Here is a 15,438-nt window from a genome sequence, read left to right on the forward strand (position 1 = left end):
TAATTGCACAATGACTGCGTGTTGTTGTGTTTTGCTGTAAATTGAAGGAACTTATTTTTATTTTGGCGGGGGTGAGTGCAATTGTAGGCCGTGGCGAGTGTCGGGCGTTTGGTGGAAGACAAACACTCCTTGGGCGGGGGGGCGCTGGTTCGCCAGGCGCAACGGCGGCAAGGCTGCTTGCCCGCCGCTTCGCAAATCGGATCAGCCGCCGTAAATATCGTATTTGAAATACTTATCGGCAATTTTCTGATAGGTGCCATCCTTGCGGATTTCATCAAATGCCTTGTCCAATGCATCCTTCAGTTCGGTATCGTTCTTGCGCACGGCAAAACCGGTGCCCTTGCCGAAAATTTCGGGATCGGCAGAAGAGGGGATTGGGTCGCCCACAAGCTGGAAGTCTTTGCCGCCCGGGCTGTTGACAAACTCGGTCGTGACGCCGCCATCGGCAAACACAACATTGACGCGGCCCGTCGTCAGATCGTTATAAGCATCTTCCAGCGTTTTATAGCGCTTGATATTGGTGTCCTTGAAGTACTTGGTCGCGTATTTGTCCTGGATGGTGCCTTGCTGCACGCCCAGGTCCAGGCCCTTGAGGCCTTCGGCGGTTGACTGATAGGTTGCGCCTTTTTTGGCAACAAACATATTCGGTGTACTCCAGATCTTCTGCGTGAACAGTACCGCTTTTTCGCGCTCGGGCGTAATGCTCATGGAAGAGGAAATGACGTCAAATTTCTTGGCGCGCAATGCGGGAATAATGCCGTCCCAGCCCTGATTCTGGAAAGTGCATTTGGCCTGCATTTTTTCGCACATGGCCTTGGCCAGGTCGATATCAAAACCGACGATTTCGCCGGATGGACTGGTGGACTCAAAAGGCGCGTATGTTGCGTCCGTACCGAAGCGGATGGTTTTGTCAGCCGCGACAGCTGAGGTGGAAACAGCCAGCGCGATTGCGCACAGACCGATTCCGAAAACGTGTTTTTTCAGGTTCATGGATATTCCTAAATGACGTAAGCAGTGCTGCAGCAAAAAATCAGTCACCCGGCCGGCGCCGGATGCATGCCTAGTTTGCATGGGGGCCATTGCCCGCTCTGTTTTCGTTTGCAGCGTTGTAGCACCACCGCGGGCGGTGGTCCGGATTGAAGATTATGACAGCATCAGCCGGAAAATGTACAGGGAGTTTCCCTCAGGCGGCATAGAGGGCTAAGGGAAAACCGGCGGTTTATTTCAGCGTCCGGGGCGATATAATGGCCGCGGGCGCCGGGATGGCGGATAAAATTGGGCGCCATGGCACCGGTTTTACCGAACCGGGGCATGCGCCGGGCGCAGGTATTGCGCTCTGGCTGTGGCCAATGGTATTGTTCTTTGCCCGTCAGGCACTGCAACGAATGGGTTGTGTATAGTCAAAAAGTATGCGCAGCGCCATGTAATGGGAAACAGGATGGAAGAATTAAATCTGATTGGTCAGTATCTGCCCCGCATTTTGCAGGGTGCGGTGCTGACCCTCGAAATTGCCGTGCTTTCGCTGGTCATTTCTGTCGTTATCGGGTTGGCGGGTGCCAATATGCGGCTGTCGCGCAATCGCCTGCTTTCTCGTCTTGGCTGGCTCTATTCCAGCGTCGTGCGCGGGGTGCCCGACCTGATCTGGATGCTGATGGTGTATTACAGTGCACAAATCGGCCTGAATGCCATCACCGAAGCCTGGGAATTGGATTATTTCGAAATCAGCCCTTTTGCTGCAGGTGTACTGACCCTGTCATTCATTTTTGGCGCATATTTCACTGAAACCTTCCGTGGCGCCATCATGGCCATCCCATACGGACAGATTGAAGCCGGTCACGCCTACGGCATGCGCGGCATGCAGGTGCTGCGACGCATTACCTTTCCGCTGATGATGCGCTTTGCGCTACCCAGCGTGCGCAATAACTGGCTGGTCCTGACCAAGGCCACGGCGCTGGTATCCATTATCGGCCTGGACGACATGACGCGCGTTGCACAGCAGGCCGGCAATGCCACTCATTTGCCTTTTGTCTTCAACACCGTCTCGGCATTGCTGTTCCTGCTGCTCACTACCGTTTCGCTGTATGTGTTTCGTTATCTGGACAAGCATTATCAGCGCGGTTTTGCCAGAGAGGACGCGCATGTCTGAAACGCTTTCCCTGTTTCTTGATGCGCTGGTAACCTGTTTGCGGGCAGCGCCGCTAACGCTCACACTCACGGCCTTGTCGGTGGCGGTGGGCCTGTGCATGGCCATTCCTCTTTCGGTAATTCATCAGCGCCAGCATACGCTTTCTGCACGTCTGGTGCATGCCTTTACCTACTTCTTTACCGGCACGCCGCTGCTGGTGCAAATTTATATTATTTATTACGGCATTCCCAGCTTTAACTTCATCGGGCAGCTTATGTCGCAACCCGGTTTCGGTTTTCTCAAGGAAGGTTTTATCTGGGTGCTGGTTGCCCTGACCTTGAACACGGCCGCCTATTCCACGGTGATTTTTTCCGGCGCCATCAAAAATACCGATCGCGGAGAAATCGAGGCAGCCCGGGCCTATGGCATGAATCGTCGCAATGCAATGCGCCGCATCATTCTGCCCTCCAGCCTGCGTCGTGCATTACCGGCTTACAGCAATGAAGTCATCATGACCATGCATTCGACAGCGCTGGCCTCTACGGTGGCCATGATGGAAATCACCGGTGCGGCCAGCCTGTTCGTGACCAATACCTATCAGCCATTCATTGCCTATTCGGCAGCAGCGTGTATTTACCTGGTGCTCAATTTCGTGCTGGTCTTTATCTTTCGCAAAATCGAACAGCGCTATCTGGTTCATCTGAATTCCCGACATCTGGCACAAGCATAATGCAGCAAAAAAAACATGTTTTATCACTGAGCGCCCCCGGTGCTTCATTTGAAATCAATGCCTTTCATTTCGGGCCGACCGATACCGGCCGCAAGGTGTATATGCAGGCCAGCCTGCATGCGGACGAATTACCTGGTTCGCTGGCGGCCTTTCACCTGAACCGCCGTTTGCAGGAACTGGAAAAGCAGGGCGCGCTCAATTGTGAAATTATCCTGGTCCCGTTTTGCAATCCGATCGGGCTGTCGCAAACCGTGTTCTATGAACATATTGGCCGTTTCCAGTTGCCGACCGGACAGAACTTCAACCGTCTTACCGGTGTCCCGCTATACGAGAACCTGGTCACTGCGTTGGAACGTAGCCGTGAAAAGCCCGGTGCAGACGCCCAGGCCAATCTGGCGCTGATCCGCGGAAAAATGCGGGATGTGCTGGATGCGCTGGCGCCCGCCCGACTGATTGACGAACTGCATATCACGCTGTTGAAAATGGCGTGTGATGCCGATGTCGTGCTGGATCTGCATTGCGATAACCGTGCGGTCATGCATGTGTATTCCCTGCCTCAGGTGTGGGACCGCTGTGAACCGTTGGCCCGCTATCTGCAAAGCGAATGCCAGTTGCTGGCCGAAGATTCCCTGTCGTGTTCGTTTGACGAAATGGTGTCCACTCCCTGGCTGAAATTGCAAAGCGTATATCCACAGGCGAACATTCCACTGGCCTGCTTTGCTGCAACTGTTGAATTGCGCGGTGACCGCGATCTGACACATGAATATGCCGAGCATGATGCGCTTGCGCTGATCCAATACCTGAATCAGCAGGGTTATATACAGTTGCCCGCCGCCCAGGTGGCGCCAATGCCGCCATTGCGCTGCGAGCCGCACCCGCTGGGTGGACTGGCCTATGTGGTCACGCCTTGCGCCGGTATTGTGGTGTATCACGTTGCTGCAGGGCAGTGGGTGCAACGAGATCAGCTGCTGGCTGAAATCGTGGATCCGGTCGCGCTGACGGTGACGCCGGTCAATGCACCGGTCGGCGGCTTTATATTCGCCACGGCAGGGGTACGCCTGGCGCAGACTGAAACCAAGTTGCTTAGCCTGTCCAGCCCAGACGATATCGGCAGCGTCGGTCTCTCGCCCTGACGTACGGCACCTGTACCGCGACATGCGTGATGCGGGAAAGCGGCATCATGCACGCCGCCGTGGCGCGTTGATTATTTTTCCAGTAACCACGATTGCAACGCCACTAATGTTTTGGCGTCGCGAATCTGTTGCTTCTCAATGGCCTGGCGAACTTCTTCGCGGCTCATCAATACCGTTTGTACAAACTCATCATCATCGGCGTTCAGAGTGCTGTCCTGTCGTACGCCTTCGGCACGGAAAACATACATCAACTCGTCGCAAAAGCCGGGCGCCGTATAAAAAGTGTGTATCAGTGTCATGCCGCCCGCCGTATAGGGCGTTTCTTCGGCCAGTTCGCGATAGGCGCATTGTTCGGGCGGTTCGTTATCGACATCCAGCTTGCCTGCTGGTATTTCCAGCAGCGGGCCGCCGGTAGGGTGGCGAAATTGCCTGACCAGAACGGCTTTGTCTTCGGGCGTGACGGCCAGCACGGCGACTGCGCCGCAGTGTCGCACTACCTCGCGGGTGGCCGTTTTGCCATTGGGCAGGACAACGGTGTCGACCGTCACTTTGATGATCTTGCCTTCAAAAATAAAGGTGCTGTCCTGCAGCGTTTCAGTCAACGCCGCGTCAGGCGTATCGTCTGTGATTGAAGTGCTGGATGAGTAAGTAGACATAATGGGCGATCTCAATCGAAATATCATGCGGATGAAAGAATGAGTATAGGTTACCATGGTGACGCCTGGCTTACAGGTTTCGGTGGCGTTGCTGTCCGACCCGAGCCAGTGGGTGTCGTGGTTGTCCGACGGGTCAGTTCACGCTTTATGCCTGGCTGTTCAAAGCAAAGGTGAGAACAGCCGAGCGACCGCTTTGCTCAGCCTGGAAAAGAATGGTTGATGCGTCAGTTGCACTTCCTGTGCGTATTTCATGGAGGCATTGAATTCTTCCAGCAATGCCTGGTTTGCTTCGCGTTCGTAGCACAGCACGCTTACTTCAAAATTGAGGTAAAAGCTGCGGTTGTCGAAATTGGCCGAGCCGATGAAGGAAATGTCGTCGTCCACGATCATGCTTTTGGTATGCAGCATGCGTGGGCCATACTCGAAGACGCGGATGCCTGCAGCAACCAGATCGTCGAACCAGGATTGGGCTGCTTTGGTCACCACATAATTATCGGTCCGCTTGGGCAGCAGAATGCGTACGTCAACGCCGCGCAGGGAGGCAGAGGTCAGCGCCTGGGCCGAGGTTGCGTCCGGTACGAAGTACGGCGTGGTCAGATAGATGCGATGGCGTGCGCGCTGTATGGCATCAACCGTTACGCGCAAAATGGAGGCGTAATCAAAATCCGGCCCTGACGGGATGATCTGGGTGCGTATCCAGCGCGGCGTTTTCTGAACGACATGGCTATTGGGACTTTGCTCATCATTGGCCAGGCGTCGCGCAGCAGGCGCCTTGTCGGCATCTTCTTCGGTCTGTTCCTGCATGCGTTCAAGACGATCACGATAGAGTTCGCGCAGCATGTGGCGCACCGACAGGTCGTGCGTGGAATAGTGCCAGTCTTCGACAAAAATGGTTTCCAGCCAGGAGACGACCGGCCCGGTCAGTTCCAGATGAACGTCATGAAATGCCCGTTTATTGCGGCGCCGGTCCTGCTGGTCGCTGATATTGATGCCGCCGGTGAAGGCCACCGTGCCATCACAGATGACAATTTTTCGGTGGTTTCGCAAGTTCATGAACGAGAGCAAATGCTTCAGGCTGATGTCGTGAAAGAAGGTGAGCCTGGCGCCGGCGTCCAGCAATGGACGCATGAAACGGCGGTTCAGGCGCAGCGAACCAATGGCATCTGCAATCAGGTAGATTTTGACGCCCTGGCTCGCTCGCTCGGTCAGCAGGTCGCGCAGGGTGGTGCCGGTCTGGTCCTGTTCGAAAATGTAATACTCAAGAAAAATGTAATGCTGCGCCTGGCGTACCGCTTCGAAAATACGGTCATAGGTTTTTTCGCCACCCGATAATAGTTGATAACTGGTGGCGTAGCTCAGCGGGTAGTGGGTAATCTGCAGGGCCAGGTCATGGATGGGGCGTTGTTGCTCGGTCAGGTCCGAAGGCTGGATGCGCACATTCCATAACGTATCGTCGCGCTCAATCAGGTGCCTGCTGATGCTCCGATTGATCTTGTTGCGGGTGATTTTTTTCGGGCCGAAAAAGTAATAAATGACAAAACCGACGACCGGTACAAAGCTTAGAAACAGAATCCATGTAAGCGTGGAGACGGGCGGGCGCTTTTGCAGCACCACCCAGAGTCCGATCACGATGATATAAAGAGCCCAGAGCACATTCCAGAGCCAGTCGCTGGTCAGCCACGCCGTGCTCATCAGTGAACCGCCCGCCTGTTATGTTGTGTCGGGGCATCGTTGCTGCGCTGTCGGCAGCAACGATGCCCCAGGGCGATGATGACGACCGAAACACGGGCCGGCATCCAGGTTGGGTATGGCAGGCCTTGGTCGCGCTTCATGAATGTCATCCTGCCAAAGGGGTGCTGCACGCGTGCACGCTTTCGAACTCCAGCAGCCAGCGCTTGCGCGGCAGTCCGCCACCGTAACCGGTGAGCGAGCCATCGGCGCCAATCACCCGGTGGCAGGGAATCACAATGCTGATGCGGTTGCGATGATTGGCAGTGCCGACAATGCGGGCATGTGCGCCATTGCCGATGTCCTTGGCCAGGTCGCCGTAACTGCAGGTTCTGCCATAGGGAATGCGCTGCAAATGCGCCCATACGGTTTCGTCAAAAGCGGTCCCGGGCGCATCCAGCGCAAGCTCGAATGTTTGCCTCTGGCCGGCGAAATAGGCATCCATCTGTTGTTGTACCGTATCCAGGCAGGGGTGGTCCTGCCGGCTCAAGGCAAACCCGTAACGGGTACGCAGATCGTTGATTTCCTTGGTGATCGTCTCGATCGTATCCAAAAACTCCAGCAGTACCACACCATTATCTGACGCCATGGCAATCATGGGGCCGACAGGCGAGTCCAGAAACCGGTAATACAACGGCTTGCCACCGCCGCGCGACGCCGGATTATCGCAAAGCGCGTGAACACCGTTTTGCAGGCGCGCCAGTGTTTCTGGGGCCAGAGTGAAAGCGGGGTGCGGGAATAATTCGTTATTGAGCATGGCCTTGACAAGGAGATACGGTAACGGTCGCGATGGGTAGGGGAGCCGACACACACCTATCTTACTGTGAACAGAAGTCAATGGTGCAATTTTACGTGATCATTTCATATTCACAACAGTGCTTGTTGCGGGCAAGGATAGCGTGTGCGGGCACGTGACCTCAGGGGCCAGCCTGGGCGGCGCTACAAGTAGTGATAGCGCCGCAAGGAGCAGGGCGGGGTCGGTCATTTTTCAGAATTCCGCGCCAAACCACTTGTCTGACATGGGCAAATGAAATAAGATGTCATACAACATAAAGATGATAACAAGATTGTCATATCTTGCGGCACTTGCGCTGCGTTTCTATTTTTTCAACGACAGGGTATTCATGAATCCACAGGAATTGAAACAGACCGTCAGTGAGGGACTGCTGTCCTTCCCCGTTACCGATTTTGATGAGCAGGGCAATTTCAATGCCGAGAGCTATGCGCGCCGACTTGAGTGGCTGGCACCCTATGGCGCCAGTGCATTGTTTGCCGCTGGGGGAACAGGTGAGTTCTTTTCGCTTGAGCCGGAAGAGTATTCAAATGTGATACGCACTGCGGTGCAAACCTGCGCAGGCAAAGTACCGATTATTGCTGGAGCCGGTGGCGGCACGCGGCTGGCGATCCGCTATGCGCAGCAAGCAGAAAAGGCCGGTGCTCAGGGGTTGCTATTGATGCCTCATTACCTGACTGAAGCAGACCAGGACGGTGTTGCGCTGCATGTGGAGCAGGTATGCAAATCAGTGGGTCTGGGCGTTATTGTTTATAACCGATCGCTTTGCCGGCTCAATGCCGATCAGCTTGAGCGGCTGGCCGAACGTTGTCCGAACCTGGTGGGCTACAAGGACGGCATAGGCGATATCGAGCTGATGGTTACGATCCGCCGTCGTCTGGGTGAGCGTCTGTCCTATCTGGGCGGGCTGCCCACAGCTGAGTTCTACGCTGCTGCCTATCGGGCGCTGGGGGTGCCGGTGTATTCGTCGGCAGTATTCAATTTCATTCCGAAAACAGCCATGGATTTTTATCGTGCTATCGTAGCAGGAGACCAGGCAACGGTTGACCGGCTGATAACGGATTTTTTCATTCCCTATTCAGCCATCCGCAATCGTTGCAAGGGCTATGCGGTTAGCATCGTCAAGGAAGGCGCCAGAATTGTCGGACATGATGCCGGCGGTGTGCGGGCACCCCTGACCAATCTGACCGGTCAAGAGAGTGAGGCGCTGGCTGCCCTGATTCATAAGCTGGGCGCTCAATAATAGGTCTTGAGCAAGCCCGTGGCCCTGAAACCAGGACACCTTGCGGCTATGTTGACTATCGTGCAGCGCCGTTGGTCAACGCAGGTATTATGGCAGGCGGGGCTTGCCCGTTTACGGTGAGATTACATGTTGCAAGAGACACTTAAGCCTTTATATATTCGAATCAGTGACCAGGACAATGTCGCTATTGTTGTCAATGATGGCGGGTTGCCGGCGGGCACCGTCTTTGCCTGTGGCCTGACATTGCAGACTGCGGTGCCGCAGGGTCACAAGGTCGCGCTGCAGGAGATTGCCAGTGACGCGCCGGTCATCCGTTATGGCGTGGTCATCGGCTATGCGCTGTGTGACGTTGCCGCGGGCGCCTGGGTCAATGAAGCCATGTTGCGCATGCCGCAGGCGCCGTCGCTGGATGCGCTGCCGATGGCGACGCACCAGCCAGACGAGGTAGCGCCGTTGACCGGCCTGACCTTTGACGGGTATCGCAATGCCGATGGTACGGTCGGCACCCGCAATATCCTTGCCATCAGTGCGACCGTGCAGTGCGTGACAGGTGTGGTGGAATTTGCCGTGCGCAAAATTCGCGAAGAATTATTGCCGCGTTATCCGAATGTAGACGATGTGGTCTACCTGGAGCATGGTTATGGTTGCGGTGTGGCGATAGATGCACCCAATGCCGAAATCCCGATCCGCACCTTGCGCAACCTGAGCCTGAACCCCAATTTTGGCGGTCAGATTCTGCTGGTGAGTCTGGGCTGCGAAAAACTGCAGGCGACAAGGATGTTTCCCGCCGGCAGCATTCCAATAGCGCAGGATGATCCATACCTGATTACGCTTCAGGACGAAGAGAATGTCGGCTTCGCGAGCATGATCGACGCAATCATGACAAAAGCCGAAAGACGACTTGTCCAGTTAAACGCCCGCAAGCGTGAACCCTGTCCGTTGTCGGGGCTGGTGGTGGGGGTGCAGTGTGGCGGCAGTGATGCCTTTTCAGGCGTTACCGCCAATCCAGCTGTTGGGTATGCGACCGATCTGCTGGTGCGGGCCGGTGCGACGGTCATGTTCTCCGAGGTCACCGAGGTTCGTGATGGCATTGCCCAGTTGACCGCCCGCGCCGCAACCCCGGAAGTCGGCCAGGCGCTGCTGCGTGAAATGCAGTGGTATGACAATTATCTGAAGCATGGCGGAGCGGATCGCAGCGCCAATACCAGCCCGGGCAACAAACGCGGCGGCTTGTCCAATATTGTGGAAAAAGCGATGGGCTCGATTGTCAAATCGGGTACGACGGCGATCAAGGGTGTGGTTGCGCCCGGTGAAAGAGTGGCCAGCAAGGGACTCAATTTTCTGGCCACACCTGCCAGCGATTTTATTTGTGGCACCTTGCAATTGGCTGCTGGCATGAACCTGCATGTCTTTACCACGGGCAGAGGGACGCCCTATGGCCTGGCGGCGGTGCCTGTGATCAAGGTGGCGACCAGAGACAGCCTGGCGCGACGCTGGTTTGATCTGATGGATCTGAATGCTGGGCAGATTGCCACAGGCCAGGCCACCATTGAGCAGGTAGGTCAGGAACTGTTTGATCTGATGATATCCATTGCCAGTGGCCGACAGCAATCCTGTGCCGAAAAGCTAAAATTGCACAATTCACTGGTACTGTTTAACCCGGCGCCGGTAACCTGATGATGGTGTTCTGATCGGTGCTAACCGGCCTGTCATTTTCAAATGTCGCAGAACAATCCCGGAGCCGGAGGCGTTCTGGCCGTTTTTAGGAAAAAACGTTTTAAAATCATACTTTTCCTACCTGTAACCAAACTATTCTTACGGTGACCACAGTACCTATGCCAACCCGCCTATTGATTAACGCTGGCCCAATTAAAAAAAGAGGCAGAACGCTCTCGGATGAAGTGGTCGAGCAACTGACCGAAAAAATCCAGTCGGGCAGTCTGGAAGTGGGGAAAAAGCTCCCGACAGAATCCGAATTTGTCGAAGCCTTTGGCGTGAGCAGAAGTGTAATCCGCGAAGCCATTTCACAATTGCAGGCGCGTGGCCTGGTCGAAACGCGTCACGGGGTCGGCACTTTCGTGCGCGAACCTTCTGTCAAAGATGTGATTTTCGATCGCAGCACCATGTCACCGGGCACGGCCCAAGAGCTGGCTGCCGTGCTGGAGGTGCGGGCATGTCTGGAGTCCGAGGCGGCAGGCCTGGCGGCCCAGCGACGCACCGACGAACAACTGGCAGAACTTGACCGTATTCTGCGTGCCCTGGTCAAGGAAGACATTTCCCGCGATATTTCGGTGGATGTGGATTTCCAGTTCCACGAACAGATCGCCAAGTGCACGCACAACTCGCATTTTCTGGATCTGCTGCGCCAGTTGGGCAAGCACGCCATACCGCGTAGCCGGCTGGCGATTTTCGATCAGGAAAAAGCCATGTATCAGCAGCGCCTGAATATGGAACACGAGGCAATATTCAGCGCCATCGCGGCGCAGGATGCCGATGCTGCGCGTGCCGCCATGCGCATGCACATTATCAATAGCCGTCAGCGCATGAGATCGGCGAGCAAATAAAAGTGTTGCCACGCCCTTGGGCGTGAGTTCTTCTGGGCGCAATTGCCTGTGCCGGTCTTTGTGCCGGCCGAACGCGTCGCAGTCCTTGACGGACCCGTGCGACTGTGCTGTCATTGAGCTGAAAGATAAAAAGCCAAAGCCGCAATGGCATCAGCGAGAAGTCTGTCGTTTTGCCGCAAGGGCGGTTGGCCTGGTCCCTGCAATGACAAAGGAGCACTATGACAGTCGAATACGCAAGACAACATTTTCCCGCGCTGTGTCGCCCCCGTCTCGCTGACAGTCACAAGGGCAGCTTCGGTACCGTGGGTGTCATTGGCGGGGCGCCTGGCATGACGGGAGCAGCCTTGCTGGCAGCCCGGGCAGCCTTGATGCAGGGGGCAGGTAAAGTGAAGGTCGGGTTTGTTGATGATTTGCCTTTTGTTGTTGATCCCTCGCATCCCGAACTCATGCTGGGGCGTGCCGACCAGTTGCTGCGTTCTGGCCAGATGACGGTGTGTGTGGCCGGTGTAGGCATGGGGCTGGATGAAAAATCACTGGGCCTGCTGTACCAGGTATTTCGGGCCACCCTTGATGTGCCGTTGGTGCTGGATGCTGACGGCCTGACTTTGCTGGCGCAGGGAAAAATTGGCGCTGGCGCGCGCAATCGTGTACTGGTGCTGACGCCGCATCCTCAGGAAGCGGCACGGTTGCTCGATTGCGATGCGGCAGAAGTGCAACAGGGGCGAGCACGTGCTGCCGTGGCAATCAGCAAGAAATATGAAGCATGGACAGTGCTCAAAGGCCATAAAACGGTTATCTGCTCGCCACAGGGCGACACCCATGTGAACAATACCGGCAATCCCGGGCTTGCCTCGGGCGGCACCGGCGACGTTCTGGCAGGGATGCTGGGAGCATGTCTGGCGCAAGGCATTGAAGTGGCCCAGGCCATATCCGGAGCAGTGTGGATGCATGGCGCTGCGGCAGATCTATTGGTCAAAGAGGGCACAGGTCCCATCGGCCTGACGGCCACAGATGTCTTGCTGGCAGCGCGTCGCGTACGCAATGCCATGGTGATAACAGACGCGTGATGTCAGATCAATTGCGTTTGGACCAAGCTTCAATTGGCAGGTTGATTGTTGTATTTTTATTGCATTGGCAAAAAAGCTTGCACAAGAGCGCAAAAGAAGTCATAATTCCGCTTCTTCGCTAAACAACATTAGTTGAGACGTGTGGGGGTATAGCTCAGCTGGGAGAGCGCTTGCATGGCATGCAAGAGGTCAGCGGTTCGATCCCGCTTATCTCCACCAAAAAATTTCAACAAAGTTGTTGGCAGGAAACCAGAAAGTGTGATAGAATCTCGGATTCTTAAATTGGCTGGTAAGTAGTTTCAGGCAGCGTTTACATGCCAACGTAAATGCAGGTTTGAGAAAAAGTTAGTACAGTCCTGTCCCCTTCGTCTAGAGGCCTAGGACACCACCCTTTCACGGTGGGTACAGGGGTTCGAATCCCCTAGGGGACGCCAGACATTTTGTTTTATAAACAGATTGTTTGAAAAATTTCACCGCTGCGGAGCGGTAGTTCAGTTGGTTAGAATACCGGCCTGTCACGCCGGGGGTCGCGGGTTCGAGTCCCGTCCGCTCCGCCATTATCTGCAGTACATTCCCAAACAAATCATATACAACCTCCAGAGCGATCAAGCCACTGGTGAGTGTTTTTGCGCCTGTTGTAGCACTTGAGTGTGCGGGCTCTACCTCATAAACGGGGGATGGGAATTCACCAAACTCGATTAATCACTCCATTCCAACCGCATTGGGCCAAGCCCCCTCAGCCGGTCATTCTCAAAATTCCTGAACCCATACGCACGTCGCGAGAGCATCTCCATTTTGGTATGGAAGTCCTCGGTAATGCCGTTCGATTTGGAAAAACGCCACATCCGCACAATCGGCTCCAACCAGGACTTAAGCGTGATGATTGCTTATTCCAAGGCAAAATTCGATAATTTATCGACCGAATTTTTGCTGAAACTGAAAAATGAGGTGGCAAGATGAGCGACAAAGAAATGAAGCAATTTGAGGCGGACTTACTACAATCTGTACGCGAAATGAAGGATCACAAATTTGCTCGCGCTACCAAAGTCAATATGACAGAAATCGCCCGAACCCGTATTGATGCTGGTTTCTCGCAGAACACATTTGCTAAGTTGATGGGTGTCTCTGTACGCACCTTGCAGGAATGGGAGCAGGGACGGCGCGCGCCAAGTGGGGCGGCCCAAACTTTATTGAAAATCGCGGGAAGCCATCCTGAAGTGCTGCGAGAATTGAGTTAAAACAGTACCCGTATCATATTGTTGTTTTTATCTTAATTAGTTTTGGGACTATTTGTGAAGTCCTGAAGCGACTCATCGAACTCGACACAGAAGTTGGGGGCAAAAGCTTGTATTTGAGGACACAAACACAGGCTGGAAGCAAGCGGCGTAGCTTTGCAGGAGGCAAGGCGCGCCAAAGGTGCCGATTGTTGATCTGGGCCCGCCATAGCCCTGGGAGGGCGGTGTGGCGGGCGGCTGCCATCTTAATGGTGCATCAGGTCGTGAACAATGGTTTTGGATTTCCACTTAGATGGGAAGTAGGTAGGCCAGTTGTGCAGTTCTTCACTTAGCTTTTCGTGGCCATCATTGCCGAAGTAAATATGAAAGTGGCTGACCTTTTTCGGGGCAATGATATGGTCGCTAAATTGTATAAAACCCGGCGCCTGTGCTGCGCCTTGTTGCTTGGTAAACAGGTAACGCACGCCCCGGTTGCCGGCTTTGTACGTCAGGATCTTGTAGCCATCATATTTATACTGTGCGCTGTAATTTTTACCGTCTTGATAAAAAGTGAAGGCGTCATCTTTGATGACCATGCGATCAATGTTGGTCTTGTATCCAGCATCGTAATACTGTTTGTATTCGTCTGCGGTTTTGTCTTTTTTCTGCTCTGCCTTATGCGCCATTACTTCATCGAGCGCGCCGTTTTGCAGGAGCGGGTAGATGGACTGCCAGTCTCCTTCCCAATCAGACAGGCTGCGATCCTTTACATCGGTATCGGCAAAAAACCCTTTAGCGGCGGTCTTTTTATTTGTCTCGGCGCCATGCGCGTGATCGTGTGAATGGCCGTGGTCATGTTGATGTGTCTGGGCGCTGGCGCTTGCGGTAAGTGCGCAAGAGAATACTGCGATTTGGATTAACTTGGATGAAATACTCATGACATTGACTATCCTGTAGAGGGTTGGTAAGTTGTTGCAATGTTATAACATAACAACAAATACCGTCAATTGACTTATCCAGAAAAAATCGGCCTGACGTTTTTTCGCGCACTGCGTCAGTGTTTTTAACTTTCTGGTTTATACCAGACCGTCTGCCGCTTATCGTCTGGCAGCATGAGTGTCATGTCATTATGGAATTTATTGGCCGCCCCGCACTTTAAGCGCTGGAGGGCTGTATTGGATCACTTTCCTGGGGGGACAAGACACAGATGCGATATACCCGTTCTTACAGGATCGAACTGATCCCAAAAACCGGCTCAGTGTCCGGCTTTTGGGCCCAGTTCAGTGGGATGCAGTTCAGGTTAGCGAGCTATTATTTTGTGGTGTAGCCACCATTGACCAGAATGGTCTGGCCGGTCATCCACCAGCCTTCAGACACAATGAAGCGTACCCATGGCGCGATATCTTCAATATCTGTAAGTCCGGTTTTGGAGAAGGGTGACAGGGCTGCCGCTGTCTTGTGGTATTCCACCGCTTCTTTGCCTTCGGCCGGATAAAAGAACGGCGTGTCCATGGGCCCCGGGCCGATGGCAGTAACCGAAATGCCCCGCGCGCCAAACTCTTTTGACGCTGCGCGGGTAAAGTGCTCAACGGGTGCTTTCAGTCCTTCATAGGCTGCATAAAAAGGCGTATAGGCGCCCAGCAAAGAGGTGACCAGGGTGCAGATCTTGCCATTATCATTGACCGCTTTGCCTGCTTCCTTTAGAAAGAAGAAGGCAGATTTGACATTCACCGCGCTGGATTGATCAAATTCCTCTTCTGTGACTTCGGCCATCGGTTTTTTCAGAACCATGCCAACTGTGTTAATGGCAATGTCTGGTCGTCCCACTGCGGCAATGGTATCGGCAAAGAGTTTTTCCATGGCGGCTGCGCTAGTCAGATCAGCCTGAAAGGCAACTGCCTTGGCACCAGCCTGTTCGATTGCAGCAACTGTTTGGTCGGCCTCAGATTTGGCCTGGCTGCCGTGATAGTGAATGGCTACGGCTTTTGCGCCATGCTGCGCGAATTCGCGTGCCAGCAGTCCGCCCAGGTTTTTTGCGCCGCCTGCGATCAGAACCACTTTTCCTTCAATTGTATTTCGGGACATATGTTTTTCCTCTGGAGTTGGGACGCGACGTATTGCCACGTTTGTCATACAGATTAATTGATCGCAAATCCCAAATAAAGCTGTTATTGTTGACGTCTTA

At 54.3% G+C, this 15,438-nt stretch carries 15 protein-coding genes, 3 tRNA genes and 1 pseudogene; 12 read left to right on the forward strand and 7 right to left on the reverse strand.

The features are described from left to right. Positions 1-201 precede the first annotated feature (201 nt). Entirely contained in the window at positions 202-990 is a 789-nt protein-coding gene (locus tag EV681_RS06480; protein WP_128395259.1) for a lysine/arginine/ornithine ABC transporter substrate-binding protein, read from the reverse strand. Between the two features lie 272 nt (positions 991-1,262). Here EV681_RS06480 and EV681_RS22500 point away from each other — a divergent pair, with 272 nt between their 5' ends. From EV681_RS22500 to EV681_RS06495, 4 genes are read left to right on the forward strand one after another with little or no spacing between them, the layout of a single operon-like run. Then, positions 1,263-1,400: a hypothetical protein gene (locus tag EV681_RS22500; RefSeq protein WP_165392963.1), complete on the forward strand. Its 138-nt coding sequence runs from the start codon at positions 1,263-1,265 to the stop codon at positions 1,398-1,400. 38 nt (positions 1,401-1,438) lie between these two features. Then, positions 1,439-2,146 (forward strand): ABC transporter permease, encoded by a 708-nt coding sequence (locus EV681_RS06485; protein ID WP_128395260.1) that lies wholly within the window; start codon positions 1,439-1,441, stop codon positions 2,144-2,146. Next, on the forward strand, positions 2,139-2,855 hold the full coding sequence (locus EV681_RS06490; RefSeq protein WP_128395261.1) for an ABC transporter permease: 717 nt from the start codon (positions 2,139-2,141) through the stop codon (positions 2,853-2,855). The genes EV681_RS06485 and EV681_RS06490 overlap by 8 nt, the downstream gene beginning before the upstream one ends. Next, positions 2,855-3,988 (forward strand): succinylglutamate desuccinylase/aspartoacylase family protein, encoded by a 1,134-nt coding sequence (locus EV681_RS06495; RefSeq protein WP_128395262.1) that lies wholly within the window; start codon positions 2,855-2,857, stop codon positions 3,986-3,988. Before EV681_RS06490 ends, EV681_RS06495 begins: the two co-directional genes overlap by 1 nt. Positions 3,989-4,059: 71 nt before the next feature. On the opposite strand, the gene EV681_RS06500 is transcribed toward EV681_RS06495, so the two are convergent. The 3 genes from EV681_RS06500 to EV681_RS06510 form a co-directional block, all read right to left on the reverse strand. Beyond that, positions 4,060-4,644, reverse strand: a complete 585-nt coding sequence (locus EV681_RS06500) for an NUDIX hydrolase (protein ID WP_130303553.1) — start codon at positions 4,642-4,644, stop codon at positions 4,060-4,062. A gap of 159 nt (positions 4,645-4,803) precedes the next feature. Then, a complete protein-coding gene (locus EV681_RS06505) occupies positions 4,804-6,336 on the reverse strand; it encodes a phospholipase D-like domain-containing protein (protein ID WP_128395264.1) in 1,533 nt (510 codons plus the stop codon). A gap of 145 nt (positions 6,337-6,481) precedes the next feature. Beyond that, a complete protein-coding gene (locus EV681_RS06510; protein ID WP_130303554.1) occupies positions 6,482-7,129 on the reverse strand; it encodes a methylated-DNA--[protein]-cysteine S-methyltransferase in 648 nt (215 codons plus the stop codon). A 367-nt stretch (positions 7,130-7,496) separates the two neighbouring features. Here EV681_RS06510 and kdgD point away from each other — a divergent pair, with 367 nt between their 5' ends. From kdgD to EV681_RS06545, 7 genes are all read left to right on the forward strand, one after another. Beyond that, positions 7,497-8,408 (forward strand): 5-dehydro-4-deoxyglucarate dehydratase, encoded by a 912-nt coding sequence (kdgD, locus tag EV681_RS06515; RefSeq protein WP_130303555.1) that lies wholly within the window; start codon positions 7,497-7,499, stop codon positions 8,406-8,408. Between the two features lie 126 nt (positions 8,409-8,534). Further along, entirely contained in the window at positions 8,535-10,085 is a 1,551-nt protein-coding gene (gene garD, locus EV681_RS06520; protein WP_130303556.1) for a galactarate dehydratase, read from the forward strand. A gap of 158 nt (positions 10,086-10,243) precedes the next feature. Then, positions 10,244-10,972: a FadR/GntR family transcriptional regulator gene (locus EV681_RS06525; protein WP_128395268.1), complete on the forward strand. Its 729-nt coding sequence runs from the start codon at positions 10,244-10,246 to the stop codon at positions 10,970-10,972. 218 nt (positions 10,973-11,190) lie between these two features. Further along, positions 11,191-12,039, forward strand: coding sequence for an NAD(P)H-hydrate dehydratase (locus EV681_RS06530; RefSeq protein WP_130303557.1), 849 nt, complete (start codon positions 11,191-11,193; stop codon positions 12,037-12,039). A 143-nt stretch (positions 12,040-12,182) separates the two neighbouring features. Beyond that, a tRNA-Ala gene (locus EV681_RS06535) sits at positions 12,183-12,258 on the forward strand. Between the two features lie 139 nt (positions 12,259-12,397). Beyond that, positions 12,398-12,473: transfer RNA gene (locus EV681_RS06540), tRNA-Glu, on the forward strand. Positions 12,474-12,519: 46 nt separating this feature from the next. Beyond that, positions 12,520-12,596, forward strand: a tRNA-Asp gene (locus EV681_RS06545). A 141-nt stretch (positions 12,597-12,737) separates the two neighbouring features. Here EV681_RS06545 and EV681_RS06550 read toward each other — a convergent pair. Further along, positions 12,738-12,917 (reverse strand): annotated as a pseudogene (locus EV681_RS06550) (transposase); the annotation flags it as partial. 78 nt (positions 12,918-12,995) lie between these two features. Here EV681_RS06550 and EV681_RS06560 point away from each other — a divergent pair. Beyond that, entirely contained in the window at positions 12,996-13,277 is a 282-nt protein-coding gene (locus EV681_RS06560) for a helix-turn-helix domain-containing protein (RefSeq protein WP_130303558.1), read from the forward strand. Between the two features lie 242 nt (positions 13,278-13,519). Here the strand turns inward: EV681_RS06560 and EV681_RS06565 are convergent, their stop codons facing one another. Together EV681_RS06565 and EV681_RS06570 are read right to left on the reverse strand one after the other, a co-directional pair. Beyond that, positions 13,520-14,191 (reverse strand): metal-binding protein ZinT, encoded by a 672-nt coding sequence (locus EV681_RS06565; protein ID WP_130303559.1) that lies wholly within the window; start codon positions 14,189-14,191, stop codon positions 13,520-13,522. 373 nt (positions 14,192-14,564) lie between these two features. Beyond that, entirely contained in the window at positions 14,565-15,338 is a 774-nt protein-coding gene (locus EV681_RS06570; protein WP_128395272.1) for an SDR family oxidoreductase, read from the reverse strand. Positions 15,339-15,438 lie beyond the last annotated feature (100 nt).

The organism is Advenella incenata, assembly GCF_004217095.1.
GTDB lineage: Bacteria > Pseudomonadota > Gammaproteobacteria > Burkholderiales > Burkholderiaceae_B > Advenella > Advenella incenata.

What these genes read in the sequence shown, in the direction of transcription:
- EV681_RS06485 (WP_128395260.1), top strand. Translation starts at nt 1,439, where the DNA reads ATGGAAGAATTAAATCTGATTGGTCAGTATCTGCCCCGCATTTTGCAG.
- EV681_RS06560 (WP_130303558.1), top strand. Translation starts at nt 12,996, where the DNA reads ATGAGCGACAAAGAAATGAAGCAATTTGAGGCGGACTTACTACAATCT.
- EV681_RS06530 (WP_130303557.1), top strand. Translation starts at nt 11,191, where the DNA reads ATGACAGTCGAATACGCAAGACAACATTTTCCCGCGCTGTGTCGCCCC.
- EV681_RS06525 (WP_128395268.1), top strand. Translation starts at nt 10,244, where the DNA reads ATGCCAACCCGCCTATTGATTAACGCTGGCCCAATTAAAAAAAGAGGC.
- EV681_RS06565 (WP_130303559.1), bottom strand. Translation starts at nt 14,191, where the DNA reads ATGAGTATTTCATCCAAGTTAATCCAAATCGCAGTATTCTCTTGCGCA.
- EV681_RS06495 (WP_128395262.1), top strand. Translation starts at nt 2,855, where the DNA reads ATGCAGCAAAAAAAACATGTTTTATCACTGAGCGCCCCCGGTGCTTCA.
- EV681_RS06505 (WP_128395264.1), bottom strand. Translation starts at nt 6,336, where the DNA reads ATGAGCACGGCGTGGCTGACCAGCGACTGGCTCTGGAATGTGCTCTGG.
- EV681_RS22500 (WP_165392963.1), top strand. Translation starts at nt 1,263, where the DNA reads ATGGCGGATAAAATTGGGCGCCATGGCACCGGTTTTACCGAACCGGGG.
- EV681_RS06500 (WP_130303553.1), bottom strand. Translation starts at nt 4,644, where the DNA reads ATGTCTACTTACTCATCCAGCACTTCAATCACAGACGATACGCCTGAC.
- garD (WP_130303556.1), top strand. Translation starts at nt 8,535, where the DNA reads ATGTTGCAAGAGACACTTAAGCCTTTATATATTCGAATCAGTGACCAG.
- EV681_RS06510 (WP_130303554.1), bottom strand. Translation starts at nt 7,129, where the DNA reads ATGCTCAATAACGAATTATTCCCGCACCCCGCTTTCACTCTGGCCCCA.
- EV681_RS06490 (WP_128395261.1), top strand. Translation starts at nt 2,139, where the DNA reads ATGTCTGAAACGCTTTCCCTGTTTCTTGATGCGCTGGTAACCTGTTTG.
- EV681_RS06480 (WP_128395259.1), bottom strand. Translation starts at nt 990, where the DNA reads ATGAACCTGAAAAAACACGTTTTCGGAATCGGTCTGTGCGCAATCGCG.
- EV681_RS06570 (WP_128395272.1), bottom strand. Translation starts at nt 15,338, where the DNA reads ATGTCCCGAAATACAATTGAAGGAAAAGTGGTTCTGATCGCAGGCGGC.
- kdgD (WP_130303555.1), top strand. Translation starts at nt 7,497, where the DNA reads ATGAATCCACAGGAATTGAAACAGACCGTCAGTGAGGGACTGCTGTCC.